Genomic DNA, 19,716 nt, shown 5'->3' on the forward strand with positions numbered 1-19,716 from the left:
CGAGGCACTCCATCCACTCTTTTTGAACTGAACAGTTCAAACTGTAGGTGGCTGGTGTTTCGCCGGGATTACCCCCGATTACACGTACGAGAACCTCAGTGCCTTCGGGCTGCCGCCAAGCCCTTCGGCTCGTTGCTCATCGCTCCTCGCACCTCAGTGGGCGAGGGGTGGGCGCTGCTTTTTCGGATCAGTGCGGTGCCGATGAGGACACGACCGCACGCACACCCTCCTGATAGGGCAGACGGAGCTGCGCGTGTGGGACTCCGGAGAGCAACAGCACCTGCAGCCCACGCCACAGAGCCACCACCTGGATCGCTCCGGTGCGCGCGTCCCTGTGACCGAAACCCTCGGCCTCGAGCAGCTTGCTGACTTCCGACACCCATTGCTGCCCAGCGCGTTCGGTGAACCCCTGCCACTTGCCCGGCTCTCGCATCGCGACTCCGAAACGCTGGAAGTACAGACGCAGGAACTCCAGATTGTCGGGGTGCGACAGATCGTCCCACGCACGGACCAGTCGGTCGTAGAGGTCACCCGGCTCGTTCAGCCGGACGAACAAATCACGTAGGCGTGGAAAACGATCGAACGCTTTCAGCGACGCCTCGTCGAGCAACGCCTCGCGGGAACCGAAGTAGTAGAGGAGCATCCGATTGTTCGAACCGACCTCACGCGCGATCGCACTGAGGCTGACATCAATCATCCCGCGCTCGAGAATCAGGTCGATCACTAGATTGAGCAACCGCTCGCGCTCATTGCCTGTCGCCATGCCGCCATCCTAAGGTCACTCGGAAAATGCGAACGCACCATTCACAGAGATCACTGTGAATGGTGCGTCGCCACGTCGTCAGCGCTGCGAGAACGGCGGCGCTACGACGCCAACCACGAGTCGATTCTCGCCTTCGCCTGCGACTTCACCTCATCCGGGGCCAGTGTGGTCTCGATCGACGTCCATGCGCACGCCGCGAGCTGTTCGTCGGACAACCCGATCGTGTCCCGGCACAGTTGGTATTCCGCCAAGATGTTGGGGCCGAACAGGATCGGATCATCGGCGTTGATCGAGCAGCGCACCCCCTGTTCGAGCAGGTAAGTGATCGGATGCGACGCAATGTCTTCGACGACATCGAGAAGGACATTCGATGTCGGGCACATGTCGAGTGGGATGCCGCGTTCGGCCAACTCTGCCACCAGATCCGAATCCTCCACACACCGGACGCCGTGCAGAATGCGGTCGGCACCCAGGACGTCGATCGCGTCCCGTACCGATTCGGCGCCGACCAGTTCACCGGCATGCGGTGTCACCTGCAGATCCGCGTCCTTGGCGATCTCGAACGCGTGGCGGAACCTCGATCCGGGGTGGCCCCGTTCGTCGGCGGCCAGGCCCAGCGATACGACCCCCGCCCCGGCGAACCCGGCTGCCGCCTCGGCGACCACGAATGCACGATCGGCGCCTGTCGTGCGGTCGATTGTGGGCATGAGTCCGTACGCCACACCGTGCTTCTGCGAGGCCTGCCGCGCGAGGTCGATCATCGCGCCCAGTGCGGCCGGTACCGAACCATAGACATCGGTGTACCGGTCCGGGCTGACACTGAGTTCGAGGTAGGCAACGCCTTCCGCCGCCTGGTCCTCGAAGATCTGGTCCACCAGCAAAGCGAGGTGGTCGGGATGACGCAATGTCGCCATCAGCCCTTTGTACATGGCGGAGAACGCCGAGAAGCCCTTGAACCCGCCGGTTTCGGGCAACTCGATTCCGACACGTGCGCTCAGGTCGGCGAGCGTCTCAGGACGGATGCCGGCCTCCATGTGCAGGTGCAGGTGTCCTTTGGGGAGTGCGCGCAGGTCGCGTCGGCCGGAAGCGGTTCCCGGGGCATCGATTTTTGTGCTTGTCATTGCAGGTCCTTCTACGTCAGAGTGGCGGGTAATTGGAGACTGGCGTGTTATTGGAGACTGTCGTGGGCGGCCTGCAGATAACTCATGTCGACGTACTCCTCAGGCGCTGGGAATTCCTCGTAGCCGGCCGTTCTCATCCACGAGTACATCTCCTTGTTCATGAGATCGATGTCCATCCAGAAGAGCGGACTCCCGGTGTCACCCACAAGCAGACCCTGCTGCACCTCGTTCTCCCGGATCTGCTGGGTCAGATCCAGACCGAGGTCGACTCCGTACTTCTCCACCGCGAGGTGCGCCCCGACAGCGTGGTCCTTCTCGTTCTCCTGCCACCCGCGAATCGATGCGCGCAGGAACTTGGTGACGAGATCCCCGTTCTGCTCGACGTACTCCGACTCGCCGAACATGACCCCGGCATAGGTTCTCAGACCCAGCTCGGAGTACATCGTGACGACGTAGTCACTCGGCTTCATCCCGTACTGTTCTTCCAGCGTGATCGGCTGATTCGTCACGTACGCGGTGTAGGCGACGCCCTGTTTCTCCACGAGCGGGGCGATGTCGAATCCCACGGGAACGAACTCGTAGTCGGGCTGTTCGCCGGCGACCTTGAAGGCCGCGTCGTAGCTGATCTGCGTACCCTCCTGCCCCAGTAGCTTTTTGCCGCGCATGTCGGCGACGGTCCGGACCGGGTCGCTGCTGAGCGACACGACGGCGCCGGGGGAATCCTGGAACTGGGCTCCAAAGGCCGTCCACTTGTCGCCGCTGGCGAAGGTCTGCAACCAGGAGGGCATGTTGGGCACGATGCCGATCTGTGCTTCGCCGGACGCCACGGACTGTGCGGGCGTCGGCGCGTTGGGGCCGCCGCCGATCCAGTTGACCTTCAGACCTTCCTCGGCGAAGTAACCCTTGTCGTCGGCGAGCCAGAAGCCTGCCCACTCAACGTTCTTGATCCAGCCGAGGGACACGTTCACAGTGGTGAGGGGTGAGCCGTCCGGTCCGACCTCGGTGCCGCCGTCATCGGCCGAGCAGGCTGCGACCGATGTGAGGCAGGCGGCCAACAGTGTGGTGATCGCAACCCGCATCCGACTTCGTCGAATTGTTCTGGTGAGCATAGCTTCTCCTTCTCGAGCCGGTCGTCCGTGCGTTACGGTGAACTGCTACGAACGGCAGGCAGCGGTGGCAGGGCGCCATTACGGTCGCCCTGAGGTGTTCGGGTACAGCGTGATTCGTCGTGGTCAGGTGACTCGGTCGTTGACGCGACGCTCCATACCCCGCGCCACGCCGAACACGAGAACCGACACCACCGTGGCAACCAGGGCGGTTCCCCACGCCCGGTCCATGTCCTGGTAACTGCGTGATTCGCTGAACAGTGCGCCCAGACCGTGTGCTCCCATGAGGAACTCGGCCAACATCGCCGCCAGCACGGCCATCGGCGCCGTGATCCGGAGGGAGACCATCAGATTGGGCACCGCGTTCAGCAGACCGAGCCGGCTGAGGACCTGAAACTTGCTCGCCCCCAACACCTGGAAGAGGTCGCGGCCACTGTCCGGGATGGCGCGCAGGCCTGAGAGAGTCAGAACGAATGCGGGAAAGAAGCTGATCAGTGCAGTACAGGTGAGGACGGCGACGTCACCGTAACCAACCACGCGGGCGATGATCGGGATCATCGCCGTGATCGGAACCGATCGGATGATCAGGGCGGTCGGCGTCAGCACGCCCGAGGCTGCTGCCGACCACCACACCAGTACGGCGCCGACGGTGCCGATGAGGGTGCCCCCGGCCAGCCCGCCCACGGACATCCCCATCGTGTACAGGCTCGGCCCGAGGTAGTGGCCGAATCCGGCCACCACATCGGTGATCACATGCCACGGTCGTGGGGCGACGGTGGCGGTGTAGCCGCTGGCGACCACCCAGATGTCCCACGCAACGAGGGTCAGGGCGACCGGCCACAGATGGACGAGCCCCATGCCGATGAATCGGACGCGCCTCATGTGAATCTCCTAGTTGCGATACGCTGCAGCCCCATACACGCGAGGTATGCCACCAGCGACATCACTGTCGCCGCGGCGGCCGCTGCCCAGAGCAGCGGCATCTGAAAGTTCTGCATCGCGCTGACGATGATCAATCCCAAACCCCTGGGCGCGCCGAACCATTCGCCGATCGTGGCGCCGAGGACCGCCGCGGGTGCGGCCAGCGTGAGACCGTCGAACAGGGCCGGCACAGCGTGGGGCAGCTCGAGCAGGAGTAGCCGCCGTCGTTTTCTCGTACCCAGGACCGTGAACACATCCTGGTGAGTGGATCCCACTGCGGCCAGTCCCGAGGTCATCGCCACGAACATCACGAAGCCGACGCTCAGCGCCGCCACGACCGCGGGCGTGTCTGTGCGGCCCACGGTGGTGATCAGCAACGGAGCCAAGGCGATCATCGGTATCGCATGCACGATCGCGGCCATGCGGTCGAAACCAGGGCGCAGTGGTGGTACCACCAGGGCGACGGCTGCGGCGAGGATCGCAATGATCGCTCCGGCCGCAAAGCCCTTTACGGCAGATGAGAGGGTTACCAACGTATTCCGCTGGACCAGGCTCCATCCGGTCGGGGTCGACAGGTAGTCGAAGACGTCGGTGAGGGGTGGCCATGCCCGTCCGGCGATGCCGAACCGTCCCACGAGCTCGATCAGGAGGAGAAGGCCGATACATCCGGAGACCGAGAACACAAAGTTCTTGTGGGAAGCGCTCACGCCGCGGCGCTTTCGTCATGATCGAGCATGGCGGTGAGCGTGTCGACGATGTGGTGGAACTCCGTGGTACGCGTGATCGACGCGTCGCGGGGACGCTCGAAGTCGACCTTGTGGATGGCCTGAATGGTGCCGGGACGCTTGCTCATCACGACGACGCGGTCGGCAAGCATGACCGCCTCGTCCACATCATGCGTGATGAGAAGGGTGGTGATCCGTTCCTCGGCCCAGATACGCGAGAGCTCGGAGTTCATCCGTCGGCGAGTGACGGCGTCGAGTGCACCGAAGGGCTCGTCGAGCAACAGCAGGTCCGGGTTCAATGCAAGGGCTCGGGCGATCGACACCCGCTGCCGCATGCCACCGGACAGTTGCTTGGGGCGCGCCTTCTCGAATCCGGCGAGTCCGACCAACTCGATGAGCGAATCCACCCGTGCCTGATCGACTTTCCGTCCCGCGACCCGGTAGGGGAGAGCAATGTTGGCGCGCACCGACGACCACGGAAGAAGTGCGTGCTCCTGGAAGGCCACGCCGAGACGGTGTTGTCGCGCCAGCACTTTCGGATCGTCGCCGAAGATCTCGACGCTGCCCGCGGTGGGCATGTCGAGCCCGGACAGCAACCGCAGCAGCGTCGACTTGCCACACCCTGACGGGCCAATCACCGCCACGAACTCGCCTTTGGCAATGCTGAGATCGACTGATGCGACGGCGTCGATCTTTTTGCCGCGGCCGATGGTGAAGGACTTCTCGACACCCTTGATCGAGACCGCAGTCTCGTCATCATCCAGGAGTCCGCGGGCTTCGAGGGCGAGGGCAGCAGACATGTGTGGGTTCCATTCTGAGCGGGGGAATCCTGACCGCACTCGGGTTACGGCGCTGGAAACCGAAGTCGTTAGGATGTCGTTGAACTAACCAGTTCAAAAGCTACGAGCAGCCAGTTTCGTCCGCGTTACGCATCGGTGCTGACCGTGTAAAGCCACTTCGAGTCGAGCGCGAGTCTCCGGGAATACCAGCGCCATCAGAGCCGATCGAATTTTGCTCAGGGCCAACGCAAGTGGCACCTATCAAAATGACAGAACGACGCGACGACTTCTGTTCCTCGCGTCGCCCGTGGGTACATTGCCTAGCCTGTCAGCGTCGGCCGTCGTGGTTGAGGGCGTGTCGGTCACGTACTCACCGTGCGGCGCAAGTTGGTGAGTGGATGCGGACGCCAGCAAGGTGCACTGGGAGGTCAAAGTCGACTACCAGGTTTGGAGGAGCTCGACTACGCTGCGACAATCATGATTCCGGGTTACGCCGATTATCGGCGGCCACCGCCTGCGGCGGTGTCGGAGGCATTGAACAAAGCGGCGCGGCGAGGGGCCAGGATTGCGTCCATCTGTACCGGAGCGTTCGCACTGCCTGCTGCTGGTCTGCTGGAGTTGGCTGCGCGTGTCAACCAAGTCAGGAACTTCTCGAGAAAAGACCGATCACACCATTGAGCAGGTTGCCAGCCGCTGTGGCCTTGGCAGCGCCGCGCCAACACCCTACGTGCGCGCTTCCGAGATGCGGTGGGTACCACGCCCAACGCGTACCGAAGGGCATTCAGCCAGTCCGGTGCCGCGTGGGAACCGAGGCAATAGTGATCAAGTCGATGATTCCTTAGCGGGCGAAACGGATATACAAGACGTGCCGGGAACCCGGCCCGGCTGTTCGAGAGGGAAGTAAGTACTGATGACAACCGAAGACCATCGCGACGCGCCGGTGGATGGGCGGACACGACACTACGGCGAGTTCTACGGTGTCTCCGAGGCTCCGGTGACCGACGACAGGAAGTTGCTGGTCGTCTGGGGAAATTGCCAGGCCGAAGCGTTGCGGATCGTGGTGTCCAGCTCCCCGGACCTTCCGTTCCGTACCGTTCGCGTCCCACCTGTCCACGAACTCGAGTCCTCCGACATCGCCCGGGTCGAGCACCTCGTCCGTCGTGCCGCGGTCATCGTCTCCCAACCGGTGCGTGCCGGGTACCGGGGATTGCCGATCGGCGGACCGGACCTGGCCGACATGGCGCCGGCGGCGTCCGTCATCGTGTGGCCGGTCATTCGCTATGGCGGGTTGTACCCGTTCCAGGTCATCGCCAGACATCCCGCGCAACCGTCCGCGGTGCCCGCTGCAGTTCCGTATCACGATCTCAGAACGGTCCTCGCGGTGAGGGACGGCCGCAGCCGCTTTGATGAATGGGACGTCGACGTCGCGCCCGATCGCATCCGGGAGGCAGCGCAATGGAGTGTGGACCAGCTCGCGGTCCGCGAGCGCCGGCACTGTGACATCGGGGTCTCCGACATCCTGCTCGGAGTCGGATCCGACGCCGCCCACACCATCAACCATCCCGGAAACCGGGTACTGCTCGCCCTCGGCGGCCGGATCCTCGACGCACTCGGGGCGTCGGCGCCGGTGCCACCGTCACGCGACTTGCTCGGCAACATTCGAGCGCCGTTACAACGACGGGTGATCGACGCGCTCGGTATCGAGGCATCCCCGCGGACGTCGTGGGAGGTCGACGGTGCTGTGATGACCGAAGAAGATGTTCATGATCGTCAGATGCGCTGGTACGCCGACCATCCCGAGTTCATCGATGCCGTCCTGGACCGTTACGTCGAACTCATCGAAATCTTGGGACTGTCATGACCGGACCAATAGGACATCTCATCGTCGGACCCCGGTCGCACGGTGTGGTGCGGTATGCGCAATCGGTTTTCGATGCGGTGATCGCGGAGGGCGGCGATCATCGGCTCGCGCGTATGCGCACATTCTGTGCCGGCGTTCCATCGGATCTGGCCGAGTGCGCGCTCGTGCACGTGCACGTCACCGACCGCCTGTTCGGACGTACGCCCTTACGGGCACGTGACAACCTGCTTGCACTGATCGCGGGGCTTCGCCGGCCGGTCTCGGTGACGTTGCACGATCTACCCCAGCCCTCGGACGGAAGAGCGATGCAGGCACGCATCGAGTTCTTCCGCGCGGTGGCCCGATCCTCGACGGGTGTGATCGTGTCGAGCCGGCACGAGGCGTCGCTCTTCGCCGAGTACGTCGACGCCTCGATCGACCTGGAGGTGGTACCGCTGATGTTCGATACCATCGGTGTCGAAAAGCCCTTGGAGTCAGCCGAATTGACTGTGGGTGTGTTGGGCTACCTGTATCCCGGGAAGGGGCATCTCGAGACACTCCGGGCGATGTCCGGTCTTGATCCGTCGATCGGTTTCGTGGCGCTCGGCACCCCGTCCCCCGGCCACGAGGATCTCGCCGACGACCTTGCCAAGCTCGCCGCGGATATGGGGAGACGGTGCGAGATCACCGGTTATCTGACCGACGACGAACTCCGTCGGGCATCGGCCGAAGTCACGGTTCCCGTCGCCTACCACCGGCACATGTCGGCATCTGGTTCGATCAACGCCTGGATTTCCGCCGGACGCAGGCCGTTGGTCCCGCAAACCGCGTATTCCGAGGAACTCGCTGCGCGTTCACCGGGCGTGCTGACGATGCACGCAAACAACGACGATGCACTGCGGGCCGCCATCGAGAATGCGTGCGTGCATCCAGCGGATACCTGGATCGATTCGGCGGTGGCGCCGTCGCCCTCGGCTGCCGACGTCGGCCGAACCCACGAGCGGTTGTTGCGGCGGTGGAGTGCATGACGGTCATCAGTCTCGGCGATGGTCGGATGATCGTGCCCGACAACCGCTGGGACCTTGTCAGCGGCGCCGCGTCGAGGCCGTTGGTGAGTGTCGTGATCCCGTACTACAACCAGCCCCACCAACTCGCGCTGGTGCTCGAGGCGTTGACGGCCCAGACCTACCCGCCGGATCGTCTGGAGGTGGTGGTCGCCGACGACGGTTCGGAATGCGCGCCGGACGTGAGTGCTTGGACATCCCGGCTGAACATCACCGTGGTGATGCAGGAAGACAAAGGCTTTCGGGCGGCGGCTGCGCGCAATCTGGGAGTCGCGGCGTCGAATGGCTCGGTTCTGTGTTTTCTCGACGCAGACACGGTTCCGACACCCGACTACATTCGCCACGCGGTCAGGTTGCCGGCGGCGGCGCCCGACACCCTTGTTGTCGGGCGGCGCAAACATGCAGATCTGAGTCAAGTGGCTCCGGACTCGGTGGTCGAGTGGCTGTCCGAACGACGGCATCTCGAACTGTCGCATGGCGGCGAACCCGGATGGCTGGTGGACGCGTACGACCGCACATCCAACCTGCTGACTCCGGGCTGGGACAGCTACAAATACATGATCAGCGCGGTGATGACCTGCAGCCGTGAGTTATTCGATGACGTGGGAGGCTTCGATCCCTCGTTTGTCCAGTACGGGGGAGAGGACTGGGAGCTCGCGAATCGGGCCTTCATGATGGGCGCGCTGTCCGCTCACGAACCTGACGCGATCGCGTGGCACGATGGTCCTGACTGGGCCGCCCGTTCGGTGCCCGAACGGATCTCGGAGAAGAACGCTGAAGCTCTTGCACTCGCCCCGCTCATCACCGATCCGGCGGCCAGGACCGCCGGACTGTTGTATTCGATCCCGGACATCGTGGTGCTGGTATCGACGGAGGGCCACACCGCGGCATCGCTGATGCAAACCATCGCCGGCGCGCTGCGCGGGGTGGATGGTGCTGTCTGGCTTGTCGGCGCACGCGCCGACGCACTGCTTGCCCAACTGGGAGTGCACGATTCACGAATCCGGATCGGTAGCCCGGACGCATCGACGTTGTCGCGGTGCAGGTTTGTCGTCGAGGTCGCCGGGCCCGTTGTCTTTTCTGACGGTTCACTTGCGCTACTCACAGCCCAGGTTGCGCCGGGGGAGGGCGGCCAGGTGACGGTGGATTTCGATGGGTCACCCTCGGCGACGGTGACGCTCTCGTCGTCGCGCGCAAGGCACCGGGTCCGACGGTGGTCGGCGCACACCGACTTGGGCGCCGACGAGCTCCTCAGCCAGCTGTTCGGGGTCCGGACCCTGCACCACGACCGTGTCGAGATCGCCGTCTCCGGCAGCGAACCGTCGTTGTCCTGGTGACTGTTGAGCCGGCGGCCACCGGCACGGCGCGCTCCGCGGAGCGCGGTTATGCGACCATCGGGCGGCCGCGTTGTGTAGTGCGCAACTCCCAGGCCGCGTAGAGGACTTCGGTTGTGTAGCCGAGGTCGAGCTGTCCGCCGCCAACGGGTTCGACGGCATCGGGTGCGATTGTGCTGTCAGGTAGCCATCCACTGGGAGTCTGTGTGGCAGGGGCGGTCTCGATCAGCGAGCCATCCGTGCGCTGAAATGTGAACAGCTGATGCCCGCGCGAAGTGATCCCGAATTCACCGTTGTGTAGCGCCCGATGATGGGAGGAGCACAACAGGACCAAGTTGTCCGCATCGGTGGTCCCGCCGTCCCGCCAGAACCGAACGTGATGAGCGTGTAGATGCCGGGTACGGCCGCAGCCTGGGTATCGGCAACCGCGATCCCGCTCGTACAACGCCCGAAGCAATGCCCGCGTGGGCAGGCGGCGTTTACGGCCCCACGTCATCGCCACACCCCGATTGCCCTTGGGGTGCCGGACGGTACGCGTTGATCCACCGCACGCAGCCTCGTCGACATCGGATTCGGACAACGCCGGACCACCGTCGAGATGCGGACTTGTCTCGGAGTTCTCGGTGTCGGTGTGGACCACAATTTCGGCACCGGGAGCGAACTCGGGCATGTCGATCATGGTCGCGGCGGCGTCGGCCATCGCGACGACTGCGTCGGCGATGTTCGCGGGCACGTGTCGCCACAGATCGGCTTTCACCGATGCGGTATCAGTGGTGCCTGTGTTCGTGATCTCTGTCGGCAGATCGGGATCGACGCTGGTGCGGGTGCGCTCGTACTCGCTGCGCACCACACCGGCGAGAAACCTCGCACCATCGACCGGTCTGAACCGCATGGACACTGACAAGGTCCCGTCGTCGTTCCACCGCCACTGCGCAGTGGAATCGGCTCGGTCCGTTTCGCTTTCGCTACTTCCGCGATCGATGTGTTTGATCGCCCGGACGAGTCGTTCGACTTGTGCCGCCGTCGCCGACAAGGCCACGGTCAGCAACTCCTCCTCGCGATCGACCGTGGCCACGCGAGTCAATGCGCGGACCTTCGAATACGACAGCCGCCCATCGCCGAACGCGGTGTGCAACTGCGGTAGCTCGGTGAGTGCATGCGCAATCCGCAGGTGGTCTTGGGCGGCACGCAGCGACAACCCTGTCCGCCACGAGAGCCAATGCGCGCACGAGCGGATCCCATCGCCGGACCACACGCCGCGGTTGTCGAATTCGACCAGCACGTCGAGGAACTGCGCAGTTAACGCCGCAATCTGACTGGCATACCCTACGACCCGTTCGGTGAGTTGAACATCCGACAGCCCTGCGGGACTGACCTTGTCGAAGATGGTCGACGGCCCCTCCACCAACCGGAACCGCTTTGACTCAATCGTGTTGACCGACACTTCTACCCCCGATGACCCGTGACTCGATTTGGTCGTGACGGTATCGGAGACCACCGACAATTCGGCTCTGGTGCGCTCCGCGGAGCGCGATCGAGGCGCGCGCTCAGGTACGGCTTGTGCCTGTCGATGGCTAGTCGACTAGCACTACTTCGGGTGATGCCGGCGAGACGGCGACGACTTGCTGGTCCATCCCGGACAGCCCCTGCTCTTCAGCGAGCTCGCTACACTCGAACAGGGCCTCGTCAGCACCCTGAACGATGGGGCGAGTGCGTCGAGCTTTCAAGCTGGCTAAGACGTCGTCAGGCTCGATTGCGCTGATCAGCGTGATGCAGTACGCGTTCTGTATCCAGGCTTCTTCGGTGACTCACCTGTAGTGCTCGAAAGGCGCCATACCTATCTGTACTCCATTGGCGGTGTGGAGGTGCCTCTGTGTCAAGGCGTCAGTCGTCGAATCGGACGCTTAGAACAGATAGCCCTGACTGAACCGGACCAGACTGTGTCGGGGGATGCGACGCTCAGTATGCGTGCTCAAGGTTCGTTGATCGGACTCCAGAACTCGACAGGTTCGGCGGCTATCGGTGAGATTGGCATGTTCCATGAGGAACTTACGGTCACCGGCGACCCGTGTTGAGGTCGTCTTTGACAGCTCGAACGCTAAAGCCGCTCAACGCGTCGTCGCGGATCTGCTCGACGTCTCTGACCCACTTGCTAACGACATACTCAACACCTGTGGGAGTGTGTTGTAATTGTCGCCGGTGACCCCACGCCCGACGGCGTCGTCTGTCGGTTCTCCTAGTGCGTGGGGATGCATGTGAGCCTCGATATTGAGGAAGCGATCCTCGAACAGTTCGTTTTTGGGTCGATGGCCGTCACGCAGGTCGATGGCATGCGTCGTTTGGTGCCCTTTCGCCGCGATGCTTTCGATCACTTCGTCTATCGGGCAACCCGATTCGCGGTCGGGGAGGGTACCTGGGACACGTTTGTCCTGGGTACCCAGCGGTATCTGAAGATTGTCGATGGCTGCCCAGGCGAGGTGCCGCCGCTCATCCCGCCCGACGTTGCCGAAGTAGTCGCCACGATTCTTTCGCAGTTCCGAAGGCGAGAGCCCGGCTAGCCGATCTTGGAGGGGCACCAAGAAGCTACTGGGTTTCACGAGTTGCTCGGTGAGGAACTGATGTTCGCGCTCGGTGATGATCACGGTGATGGAGTGAAAGCGGCCGGCACAAGGGCATTCAGCAAAATGATGTCGGCGCGAATCGGCGACGGATTTGTGCACCCGGTCGTCGGGGGCTATCTGTGGAGTGACCTTCCCGCGGCTCGGCAACCGGGGCCTGCCGGCGGCCGGCACATGAGAGTTCTGCCGCAAGTTGCCGCGTTCGTCGAGCAGTGGAGAACAACTGCGGCTGATCGACCACGTTGCGAGCGGCTCATCCTTGATCGGGCCCACGCCCGGGGCTGGCGAAGGATCGACCCTCCGGGCCGCGGCGATCCTTCGGCTGGGTGGTACGTGTATGCACCCAGGGACGATCAGTGAGTCCGCTGTTTCAGTGCCGGTGCCGGTCTTCCATGATCTCGAGGGTGCGGCGATTACTCGTCGCGTGATCGCTGCGAAACTGGCCGATGGGTATCGCCATGATCGAGTCGGCACCGAGTTCAGTCACGCCCAGCAGGTCGACAAGCGCTGCACGAGCAATGCTTTCGCTGTCGGCCGCAGCGATAGCGGAGAGGACATCTTGAGGTCTGGCTTGCGCGGCTACAACTGCTCTCATGAACTCGATGCGCTCGTCCTGATTCGTCTCGCCGCTTGGGCGTCGGTCACGAGGCGAGCGGACTTGGTGAACCAGTCCATCCCACACGAACAATGAGTCAGGAAGAACGTCTGGCTCGGCGAGATTGTCGACCTGGAGAAGAACCGCCCCGTCGCCGTTCGCTACACGCACCAGCAGTCCCGTGGCATCGTCGAAGGCCATGATGATTGCTTTCCCCTTGGGCGTCAGCAATCGGACTGACCAGGCGGCGCGCCCTCCGACATCGATGGCGCTCGCAGTGCCATCTGCGGTCATTCCGGCGCTCATGTTGTGCAGCAGTGAACTGGGACCCAACAGATCGAGCGGGGTGAACTGAGCACCCAGAATCGGCAGTTGGATATCGCCGTCGAGCTGCTGCATCTGATCGTCGACGCGTACGACCGCGGTCGAGTTTGCCGCGAGGTATACCGGCTGGCCATCGTGTTCGATACGCCATTTCCCGCCCGGCGCATGATGAAAGTCGAAACGCATCATTTCTGGGGATGACGTGCTGATCTCCAGTGTTCCGGTGATGCAAACAGATTCAGCGGCTGCATTGCGGCCGGCAAGCTCTACCCACGACGGTGCCCTCATAGGTGCAGGGTAGAGAACCACCGCATGACATCGTCGAGATTGCCGAGGGTTTGGTTGCTGCCCCGGAGGGGGCTTGATCGCCGACTAGAGCGTGCGCGGTCGTCGGTCTGCACATTCCACTAGTAGCTGACCCGACGGCTGCGCGTCCTGGCGAGGAGCGGCCAATCGGCGCCTGGCAATCGCGGTCACCGACTCTCAGGTAGGTGTCATCGCTCCCATGTGCGTTGCCATCCCACACTGGCGGTCCCGCTCGCTGGGCTTCCGGCGAAACAATCCCAAGCGGGAACACCTACCCGACTGGATCACGCCGAAGGTCTGGATCCTTAGCTGGTGAAGGATGGCGAACGGGGAGACGCGTCGGGGCGAACAATCAGCTAAGGAGGGGCGCCGAAAGGTCTGCCGCCGAACGCCCTAATGGGTCAGCGGGTAGGCTCACGCGATGCGGCGTATCGGAACCACCTTTGCCGCAGCAGGACTCGTAACAATCACAGCTAGTTTAAAAGACCCTGACTTCCAAGCGAACCTCTGGAACGGCCAACCCAGCGAACGAGCCGAACAACCTTCAGCCGCCGGGGCTGTTCGCAACTGATCCGAACACGGCCGCATCACCTTCACTGCTCGGTCTGGCGCTTTGCCCGCGTTGATGGCCTGTATTCCGTCGGGCTGATGCGCGCGGCAGAGCGTCATGACAGTGTGCCGATCGGAGTTTGGCGGCCTTTGTCGTCCCACACGGCGGCCCCGTCGACGAGGTTCGGTGTCATAAAGCCGCCGCTGTCGCCCCAGGGCCACGCAACGTGCGCGCGGGCGACCTGGTCTTGAACGACATAAGCAATGCACGTGAGGATGTTCTCCTCAGTGTCGTCGACCTGTGCGCCACTTCCGTCAATACCGAGGCCGTTGGGCCCACGACCAACTGCCGTGACGGCGCTCAGGAGGAACACGTATCCGGTATCCGCGTCGTATTCCGCGACCCAGTCGATCCGCTCAATGGAGCCACCGTACTGACGCACGTGCAGGTCGCGGCCAAGCCGATGTAGCGCACTGGTCCACGCATGTGGCAGATCTGAGGCCACCAGGTCGACTCCGTGCTGTTCGGTCCACGTGGCCGCCAGTACCCGCTCATCGCGATCCCGAGACATTGTTCAAGAGTGCCATTCTGGCAGTGCGAATAGGCGGATTGGCTGTCCATGCATGTCTTTCGATGCAACAGTCGTTCCCGTTGTGTTTCGTCACTGCTGGGTCGGGCCCCACGTTGACACTTCCTTCGGAGCTCAGACCAAATTGTTGCGGTGCTTCAACACGGGCTCGATGACGGGGTGGTCGCAGCTCGGACCCTCGCCGACGCTCGTTCGTAGCAGGACTTCAGAAGAAGTGATTGCCGATTGGCAACACCGTCACGAGTATTGCGATGCCGTCCTTACAGCGCCAGTGTCCGGAAAGCGCTGCGGTGGAAGACGATCGGTTCTACGCCCGATTCGGCGTGGTCGCTGTAGACCGCGTTGACCCGCATCACCACGATGGTGTGGTCGCCGGCCAGGACCTCCTGATCCACCGTCACATCCATCCAGATCCCGCAGCCCGCCACGAACAGTGCTCCACCGTCGTGGGTTTCGGTTTCGATCCCGGCGAACCGGTCGCCGTTCTTGGCCGCGAGCACGCGGGCCGCGGAATCGTGCGCGGTACTGAGCACACTGATACCGAGGTGTTGCAGTCCCGCAAGCTTAGGCCACGTGGACGAGGTGTTCTGCACGCAGAAGGAGACCAGCGGCGGATCGAGCGAAACGGGAACAAAGGTGCTGGCCGCCATGCCGATCCGTTCTGCGCCGGTGTCCGCGCAGATGGCGATAACTCCGGCGGGGATGTGCCCAAAGGTGCGACGCAGGGCGGTGCCGTCGAGAGGTTCGTTCGTCATGGTGCATCCGTTCGGACAGTCGAAAGCAGAACCGATGCCCAGCGACCGGCGTAGTCGGCGATGCGGGTATCGGTGGTGTAGGTGGAATCGATGAGATACAGACCCGGCGCGGGGCAGGTTGCGCCGAGCTCCACGAGAACTGGCTTGAGCAGCAGATCTGGGGCCATCGCGTGAGCCGGTCCGGCGCCGAGCATCAGGGGAACCGCGGTGACGTCACGCAAGCCGTCGCCGGTGGCGAACTGATCGAGGAACAGTTTGAGGATGCCCGTATAGGTGGCCTTGAATGTCGGACTCGCGAAGACTACGAGGTCTGACGATGCCACCGTCTCCACGGCCGCCGCCACCTGGGCGTCGCCCCATCCGAGTAGCCCGGGACCGAGGTCGACCACGTCGATTACGTGGTCGGGCTCGGTGCCGGTGAGCGCCTGCGCGAGCCGCGAGGCCGCGTCGAGGGTACGCGAGCCGGCTTTCGGGTTGCCGGCGAGAACTGTTGTCGTCATGGGTTCACCTTTTTCGTGAGGAAAGACGTCAAGGGGCGTCGTGGGTATCAAGTTGCCGATCGGGAGGTGGTCCGGCGGCGGACCGCACCGGAGAGCGCGACGGCCACGATCAGGGCGCCACCGTAGAACAGCTGCTGGACGAAGCTGGCCGCACCGAGCATCTGCAGACCGACCACCCCGGCGACCAGGAAGTACACCGCGAGGAGCGTGCCGAACGGATTGAAGCGGCCGGGGATGATTGCGGTTGCACCGAGGAACGCGGCCGCGAACGACGGCAGCATGAACGACTGTCCCGACGACGGGTCGGCCCCACCGAGCATGCCGGCGTAGACGATCCCGGCCAGGGCGGCGACGAGCGAGGACATGACCAGCGAGCCGCCCCGGATGCGGTCGACGTGCAATCCGCTCAGGCGGGCCACCTCGGCGCCGCGGCCGACGAACAGCAGTCGCCGTCCGATCGGCGTGTACGCGAAGACCAGGGCCATGATCACGACCAGCACCAATGCGTAATAGAACTGCAGCGACACCCCGAAGATGCGGGTGCCGACGGTGGCGTCGATGAGCGCGGACTCGACACCGGTCACCGAGGTGGAGTTCGACATCCATTGCACCACACCGAGAACCACCGTCCCGCTGCCGAGGGTCGCGATGAAGGAGTCGATGCGCAGGCCCACCACGAGGACGGCGTTGATCATCCCGACCACCAGGGTGACCAGGACCGCCACCGCGATCGCCGCGAGCAGCGACCATCCGTGCTGGACGTTGAGCACGGCGATGGTCATCGCGGACAACGACATCGTCGACACGGCGGACAAGTCGAACTCACCGGCGGTGAGCGGGATGATCAGACCGAGGGCGAGGATGAGCAGCACGGCCTGGGATCCGAGGATGTTCTGCAGGTTGCTCGTGGTCGGGTAGACCTCGGGTCGGAGCAGGCTGAACACGATGACGACGGCGACGAGTGCGAGCACCAGGGCGTACTTCTCGAAGATCGGCCCGGCGACGAGGCGACGGGTCGGGCGGGGTGGTTCCTGGGCCGCAGTGGCGGTGGTGGACTTGGTATCGACGGTGACGGACATCAGATCGGCGCTTCCTCTCGGGTGGAACCGAGGACACTGTCGGAGATGTGGTGTTTGGCCAGCAGTTCACCGGACAGTTCGGTGGCGATGCGGCCACGTGACATGACGATCACGCGGTCGCACAGCACGGACAGTTGTTCGTAATCGGAACTCGCGATGATGATTCCCGCTCCGCTGCGGGCAGTTTCGCGGAGAATCTCGAAAATGCGGGCACGGGCACCGATGTCCACACCCTGCGTCGGCTCCGCCAGGAGCACCAGCTTCGGATCGGTCTGCAACCACTTGGCGATCAATGCCTTCTGCTGGTTGCCGCCCGACAGGGACCCGTAGGCGGCGCGCGGGTCGCGGGGGCGGACGTCGTACTGCTCGGCGATCCGGGCGGCGAGCGCATCGAGCGCTCGGGGCCGCACCAGCTTGCCGAGCACCGGAAGTGTCACATTCTCGGCGACGGTGAGTTCGGGCGCACTGCCGTCGACCTTCCGATTCGGTGGCACATAGACGATCTCGGCCTCCAGGGCGTCGATCGGTGTCACCGAGTTCAGTGTCAGGGTTCGCGCACCGACGCTCAGGCTTCCTTCCCGGGCGAGCCCGGCGCCGTAGAGCGCCGGCAGGACATCGTCGTACCCTGACCCCGCGATCCCGGTGATGCCGACGATCTCACCGGGGTGCACATCGACATCGAGGCTCTCGATGGCGCCGCTCGAGAGCCCGACAACCCGGGCCAGCGGCGGGTCGCTGCGGTCGGTGACCGTACGGGGTTCACGACGTTCGGCGGCCTCGAGTGTCCGGCCGACGATCAGGTCGATGAGCGAGGCCGCGGTCAGATCGGCTGTGCGATGGGTGCCCTGGGACACCCCGTCGCGCAGCACGGTCACCCGATCGGTGTGCTCGAGGACCTCGTCGAGATCGTGTGAGACGAACAGGACCGCGGCCTTGCTGTCGGCGACGATCTCCCGGACCACCGAGAACAGCAGGTCGGTGCCCTCGCGGGGGAGGAAGACCGTCGGTTCATCGAGGACCAGCAGCGTGCGGCCGTCGCCGAGTTCGTCGACGGCACGCAGGATCGCCAGCAGTGCCCGGTCAGTGGCACCCAGCGACGACACCAGCGCATCCGGATCGATGTGCAATCCGTACCTGGCGAACAACTCTCGGGCGATCGTCTTTTCGCGACGCCACGAGATCCAGGGCTTGGACGCCGCGATGGTCGAACCGACGCGCAGGTTCTCGACCACCGAGAGGTCGGGAACGAGCGCGAGATCCTGATGGACAAAACTGATGCCGATGTCCCGGAACCCGCCGGACGCGATCGGCAGGGTGACGTCGCGTCCGCGCACCTGGAGCGCGGCACCTGGGTCCGGGGTGTGAAATCCCGCGAGCACCTTGATCAGCGTGCTCTTGCCCGACCCGTTCTCACCGAGCAGCCCGTGGACCTCACCGGCGTGCACCGTGAGACCGACGTTGGTCAGGACGGTGTTCTCGCCGAAGGTCTTTGACAGCCCGACGATGTTGACGATGGGGTCAGGGCTGGACACTGCTCCCCCAGAGTGCCTCGTATCCGGTGACATACGCGGTGCCGTAGCCCTTGTCGGGTTGCGGCGGGGTGCCGGTCTCGTCGATGTTCTCTTCGGTGATCAGCTTGAGGGGGGTCTGCTCGGCGCCGTTGGGGACCGGAGGCAATCCGAGGAGCAGGCGCCCGGCCTGATCCATGGTCGCCCAGGCCAGCCACGGGATCGATTCGCCCACGTTCATGGTGACGATGCCGTCGTCCTGCTGGATCTTGAGCACCGCCGGGGTGCCGTTGACCGACGAGATCTGCACCTGGCCTGCCTTGCCCGCGGCCTTGATCCCGGCCTGGGCGTACAGCGACATCGAATCGTAGATGGGGAGCACGAAGTTGATCGACGGGTCAGCCGACAGTGCGGTCTGGATCTCCGGCTGGATCTTGGTCGCCCACTCGGCGACCGGCACGTTGACGACCTTGTATTTGCAGTTCGGGCAATACTTTTCGATCTCGTCCTTCATGGCGGCGACCTCGGCCTTGGCAGGCGGGACCTCGTCGGAGGTGATGATGACGGCGTTGCCCTTGCCGTCGGTCCGGTCGATCATCCAGTCGACGGTGAGGCGATTGGCCTCGGCGAGAGGGGCGTCGGTGTAACCGTCGATGAGTCCGTCGAGCGTGGCGGGGATCGATTCACCGCGAAGTGTGGTGTGCGTCAACATGACCGGGATGCCCGCGGCGTCGGCTTTCTGCAGGGCGGGCTTGATGAGTGAACCATCGATACCCTGCGAGAGGATGATCAGGTCTGCCTTCTGGTTGACCGCCTGCTCGACCCCGGTCGCCCACTGGGCGGGCTTGCCCTGGTTGACGTATTCGATCCAGGTGGCCCCGTACCTCTCGGCCACTTTCCTCGACTCGTCGTCGACCGCGACGTTGTACGGGTTTTCGCTGTTGGTGGGGATCGTGAAGATCGTCTTGCCCGCGATGTCCTTCATCGGGAAGGGATCGGCCTCGAGCGTGAAGGCCGGATCTTCCGTGTACTTGGCGAGCTGGGACTGGGCGTATTCGATGCCGGCGGTGGCATCGCCGCCGGACCCACCGCCGGAACCGGAACTGCTACACGCCGAGAAGCCGAGTGCAGCGGCGAGACCGATCGCGGCGATCGAGACGCCGCGGGACAACGATGGTGCCATGAAATCTCCTGATGGGAAGACAGATCGACCGAGGGGGTGCGACCGGGGCGACGTTG

The 19,716-nt window shown here is 63.9% G+C and carries 19 protein-coding genes; 3 read left to right on the forward strand and 16 right to left on the reverse strand.

Features of this window, described 5'->3' with window-relative positions; all coding sequences use genetic code 11:
- Positions 1 to 187: 187 nt before the first annotated feature.
- The 6 genes from AC51GT_RS03640 to AC51GT_RS03665 all read right to left on the reverse strand — a co-directional run bounded on the left by AC51GT_RS03640 (position 188) and on the right by AC51GT_RS03665 (position 5,436).
- Complete coding sequence (locus AC51GT_RS03640) at positions 188 to 763, reverse strand: TetR/AcrR family transcriptional regulator (RefSeq protein WP_496327886.1); 576 nt, start codon at positions 761 to 763, stop codon at positions 188 to 190.
- A gap of 101 nt (positions 764 to 864) precedes the next feature.
- Entirely contained in the window at positions 865 to 1,884 is a 1,020-nt protein-coding gene (gene add, locus AC51GT_RS03645; protein ID WP_496327887.1) for an adenosine deaminase, read from the reverse strand.
- 47 nt (positions 1,885 to 1,931) lie between these two features.
- The gene (locus AC51GT_RS03650) at positions 1,932 to 2,993 is read right to left on the reverse strand and encodes an ABC transporter substrate-binding protein (RefSeq protein WP_496327888.1); all 1,062 of its coding nucleotides are present in this window, start codon (positions 2,991 to 2,993) and stop codon (positions 1,932 to 1,934) included.
- Between the two features lie 123 nt (positions 2,994 to 3,116).
- Positions 3,117 to 3,872 (reverse strand): ABC transporter permease, encoded by a 756-nt coding sequence (locus AC51GT_RS03655; protein WP_496327889.1) that lies wholly within the window; start codon positions 3,870 to 3,872, stop codon positions 3,117 to 3,119.
- Positions 3,869 to 4,618 (reverse strand): ABC transporter permease, encoded by a 750-nt coding sequence (locus tag AC51GT_RS03660; RefSeq protein ID WP_496327890.1) that lies wholly within the window; start codon positions 4,616 to 4,618, stop codon positions 3,869 to 3,871. Before AC51GT_RS03660 ends, AC51GT_RS03655 begins: the two co-directional genes overlap by 4 nt.
- Entirely contained in the window at positions 4,615 to 5,436 is an 822-nt protein-coding gene (locus AC51GT_RS03665; protein ID WP_496327891.1) for an ABC transporter ATP-binding protein, read from the reverse strand. The genes AC51GT_RS03660 and AC51GT_RS03665 overlap by 4 nt, the downstream gene beginning before the upstream one ends.
- An 889-nt stretch (positions 5,437 to 6,325) precedes the next feature.
- Between AC51GT_RS03665 and AC51GT_RS03670 the strand changes: the two genes are divergently transcribed.
- The 3 genes from AC51GT_RS03670 to AC51GT_RS03680 are packed head-to-tail and all read left to right on the forward strand — an operon-like array spanning position 6,326 to position 9,656.
- Entirely contained in the window at positions 6,326 to 7,276 is a 951-nt protein-coding gene (locus AC51GT_RS03670; protein ID WP_496327892.1) for a WcbI family polysaccharide biosynthesis putative acetyltransferase, read from the forward strand.
- Positions 7,273 to 8,283 carry a glycosyltransferase family protein gene (locus AC51GT_RS03675; protein WP_496327893.1) on the forward strand — a complete coding sequence of 337 codons (1,011 nt, stop codon included), beginning with the start codon at positions 7,273 to 7,275 and terminating at the stop codon, positions 8,281 to 8,283. Before AC51GT_RS03670 ends, AC51GT_RS03675 begins: the two co-directional genes overlap by 4 nt.
- Entirely contained in the window at positions 8,280 to 9,656 is a 1,377-nt protein-coding gene (locus AC51GT_RS03680) for a glycosyltransferase (RefSeq protein ID WP_496327894.1), read from the forward strand. The genes AC51GT_RS03675 and AC51GT_RS03680 overlap by 4 nt, the downstream gene beginning before the upstream one ends.
- Positions 9,657 to 9,702: 46 nt before the next feature.
- Here AC51GT_RS03680 and AC51GT_RS03685 read toward each other — a convergent pair whose 3' ends face one another.
- The 10 genes from AC51GT_RS03685 to AC51GT_RS03730 all read right to left on the reverse strand — a co-directional run bounded on the left by AC51GT_RS03685 (position 9,703) and on the right by AC51GT_RS03730 (position 19,660).
- A complete protein-coding gene (locus tag AC51GT_RS03685) occupies positions 9,703 to 11,058 on the reverse strand; it encodes an HNH endonuclease (protein ID WP_496327895.1) in 1,356 nt (451 codons plus the stop codon).
- A 169-nt stretch (positions 11,059 to 11,227) separates the two neighbouring features.
- A complete protein-coding gene (locus AC51GT_RS03690; protein ID WP_496328005.1) occupies positions 11,228 to 11,443 on the reverse strand; it encodes a DUF6461 domain-containing protein in 216 nt (71 codons plus the stop codon).
- Between the two features lie 318 nt (positions 11,444 to 11,761).
- Complete coding sequence (locus AC51GT_RS03695) at positions 11,762 to 12,544, reverse strand: hypothetical protein (protein ID WP_496327896.1); 783 nt, start codon at positions 12,542 to 12,544, stop codon at positions 11,762 to 11,764.
- 97 nt (positions 12,545 to 12,641) lie between these two features.
- Positions 12,642 to 13,478: a hypothetical protein gene (locus AC51GT_RS03700; protein ID WP_496327897.1), complete on the reverse strand. Its 837-nt coding sequence runs from the start codon at positions 13,476 to 13,478 to the stop codon at positions 12,642 to 12,644.
- A gap of 683 nt (positions 13,479 to 14,161) precedes the next feature.
- Entirely contained in the window at positions 14,162 to 14,617 is a 456-nt protein-coding gene (locus tag AC51GT_RS03705) for a hypothetical protein (protein ID WP_496327898.1), read from the reverse strand.
- Between the two features lie 278 nt (positions 14,618 to 14,895).
- Positions 14,896 to 15,390 (reverse strand): flavin reductase family protein, encoded by a 495-nt coding sequence (locus AC51GT_RS03710; protein ID WP_496327899.1) that lies wholly within the window; start codon positions 15,388 to 15,390, stop codon positions 14,896 to 14,898.
- Positions 15,387 to 15,890, reverse strand: a complete 504-nt coding sequence (locus AC51GT_RS03715; protein WP_496327900.1) for an NADPH-dependent FMN reductase — start codon at positions 15,888 to 15,890, stop codon at positions 15,387 to 15,389. The genes AC51GT_RS03710 and AC51GT_RS03715 overlap by 4 nt, the downstream gene beginning before the upstream one ends.
- Before the next feature lie 47 nt (positions 15,891 to 15,937).
- The gene (locus AC51GT_RS03720; RefSeq protein WP_496327901.1) at positions 15,938 to 16,969 is read right to left on the reverse strand and encodes an ABC transporter permease; all 1,032 of its coding nucleotides are present in this window, start codon (positions 16,967 to 16,969) and stop codon (positions 15,938 to 15,940) included.
- Positions 16,969 to 18,501, reverse strand: coding sequence for a sugar ABC transporter ATP-binding protein (locus AC51GT_RS03725; RefSeq protein ID WP_496327902.1), 1,533 nt, complete (start codon positions 18,499 to 18,501; stop codon positions 16,969 to 16,971). The genes AC51GT_RS03720 and AC51GT_RS03725 overlap by 1 nt, the downstream gene beginning before the upstream one ends.
- Positions 18,488 to 19,660, reverse strand: coding sequence for a sugar ABC transporter substrate-binding protein (locus AC51GT_RS03730; protein WP_496324032.1), 1,173 nt, complete (start codon positions 19,658 to 19,660; stop codon positions 18,488 to 18,490). Before AC51GT_RS03730 ends, AC51GT_RS03725 begins: the two co-directional genes overlap by 14 nt.
- Positions 19,661 to 19,716 lie beyond the last annotated feature (56 nt).

The organism is Williamsia sp. z34 (assembly GCF_059553395.1).

What these genes read in the sequence shown, in the direction of transcription:
- AC51GT_RS03675 (WP_496327893.1), top strand. Translation starts at nt 7,273, where the DNA reads ATGACCGGACCAATAGGACATCTCATCGTCGGACCCCGGTCGCACGGT.
- AC51GT_RS03650 (WP_496327888.1), bottom strand. Translation starts at nt 2,993, where the DNA reads ATGCTCACCAGAACAATTCGACGAAGTCGGATGCGGGTTGCGATCACC.
- add (WP_496327887.1), bottom strand. Translation starts at nt 1,884, where the DNA reads ATGACAAGCACAAAAATCGATGCCCCGGGAACCGCTTCCGGCCGACGC.
- AC51GT_RS03670 (WP_496327892.1), top strand. Translation starts at nt 6,326, where the DNA reads ATGACAACCGAAGACCATCGCGACGCGCCGGTGGATGGGCGGACACGA.
- AC51GT_RS03730 (WP_496324032.1), bottom strand. Translation starts at nt 19,660, where the DNA reads ATGGCACCATCGTTGTCCCGCGGCGTCTCGATCGCCGCGATCGGTCTC.
- AC51GT_RS03710 (WP_496327899.1), bottom strand. Translation starts at nt 15,390, where the DNA reads ATGACGAACGAACCTCTCGACGGCACCGCCCTGCGTCGCACCTTTGGG.
- AC51GT_RS03655 (WP_496327889.1), bottom strand. Translation starts at nt 3,872, where the DNA reads ATGAGGCGCGTCCGATTCATCGGCATGGGGCTCGTCCATCTGTGGCCG.
- AC51GT_RS03700 (WP_496327897.1), bottom strand. Translation starts at nt 13,478, where the DNA reads ATGAGGGCACCGTCGTGGGTAGAGCTTGCCGGCCGCAATGCAGCCGCT.
- AC51GT_RS03715 (WP_496327900.1), bottom strand. Translation starts at nt 15,890, where the DNA reads ATGACGACAACAGTTCTCGCCGGCAACCCGAAAGCCGGCTCGCGTACC.
- AC51GT_RS03640 (WP_496327886.1), bottom strand. Translation starts at nt 763, where the DNA reads ATGGCGACAGGCAATGAGCGCGAGCGGTTGCTCAATCTAGTGATCGAC.
- AC51GT_RS03680 (WP_496327894.1), top strand. Translation starts at nt 8,280, where the DNA reads ATGACGGTCATCAGTCTCGGCGATGGTCGGATGATCGTGCCCGACAAC.
- AC51GT_RS03665 (WP_496327891.1), bottom strand. Translation starts at nt 5,436, where the DNA reads ATGTCTGCTGCCCTCGCCCTCGAAGCCCGCGGACTCCTGGATGATGAC.
- AC51GT_RS03705 (WP_496327898.1), bottom strand. Translation starts at nt 14,617, where the DNA reads ATGTCTCGGGATCGCGATGAGCGGGTACTGGCGGCCACGTGGACCGAA.
- AC51GT_RS03720 (WP_496327901.1), bottom strand. Translation starts at nt 16,969, where the DNA reads ATGTCCGTCACCGTCGATACCAAGTCCACCACCGCCACTGCGGCCCAG.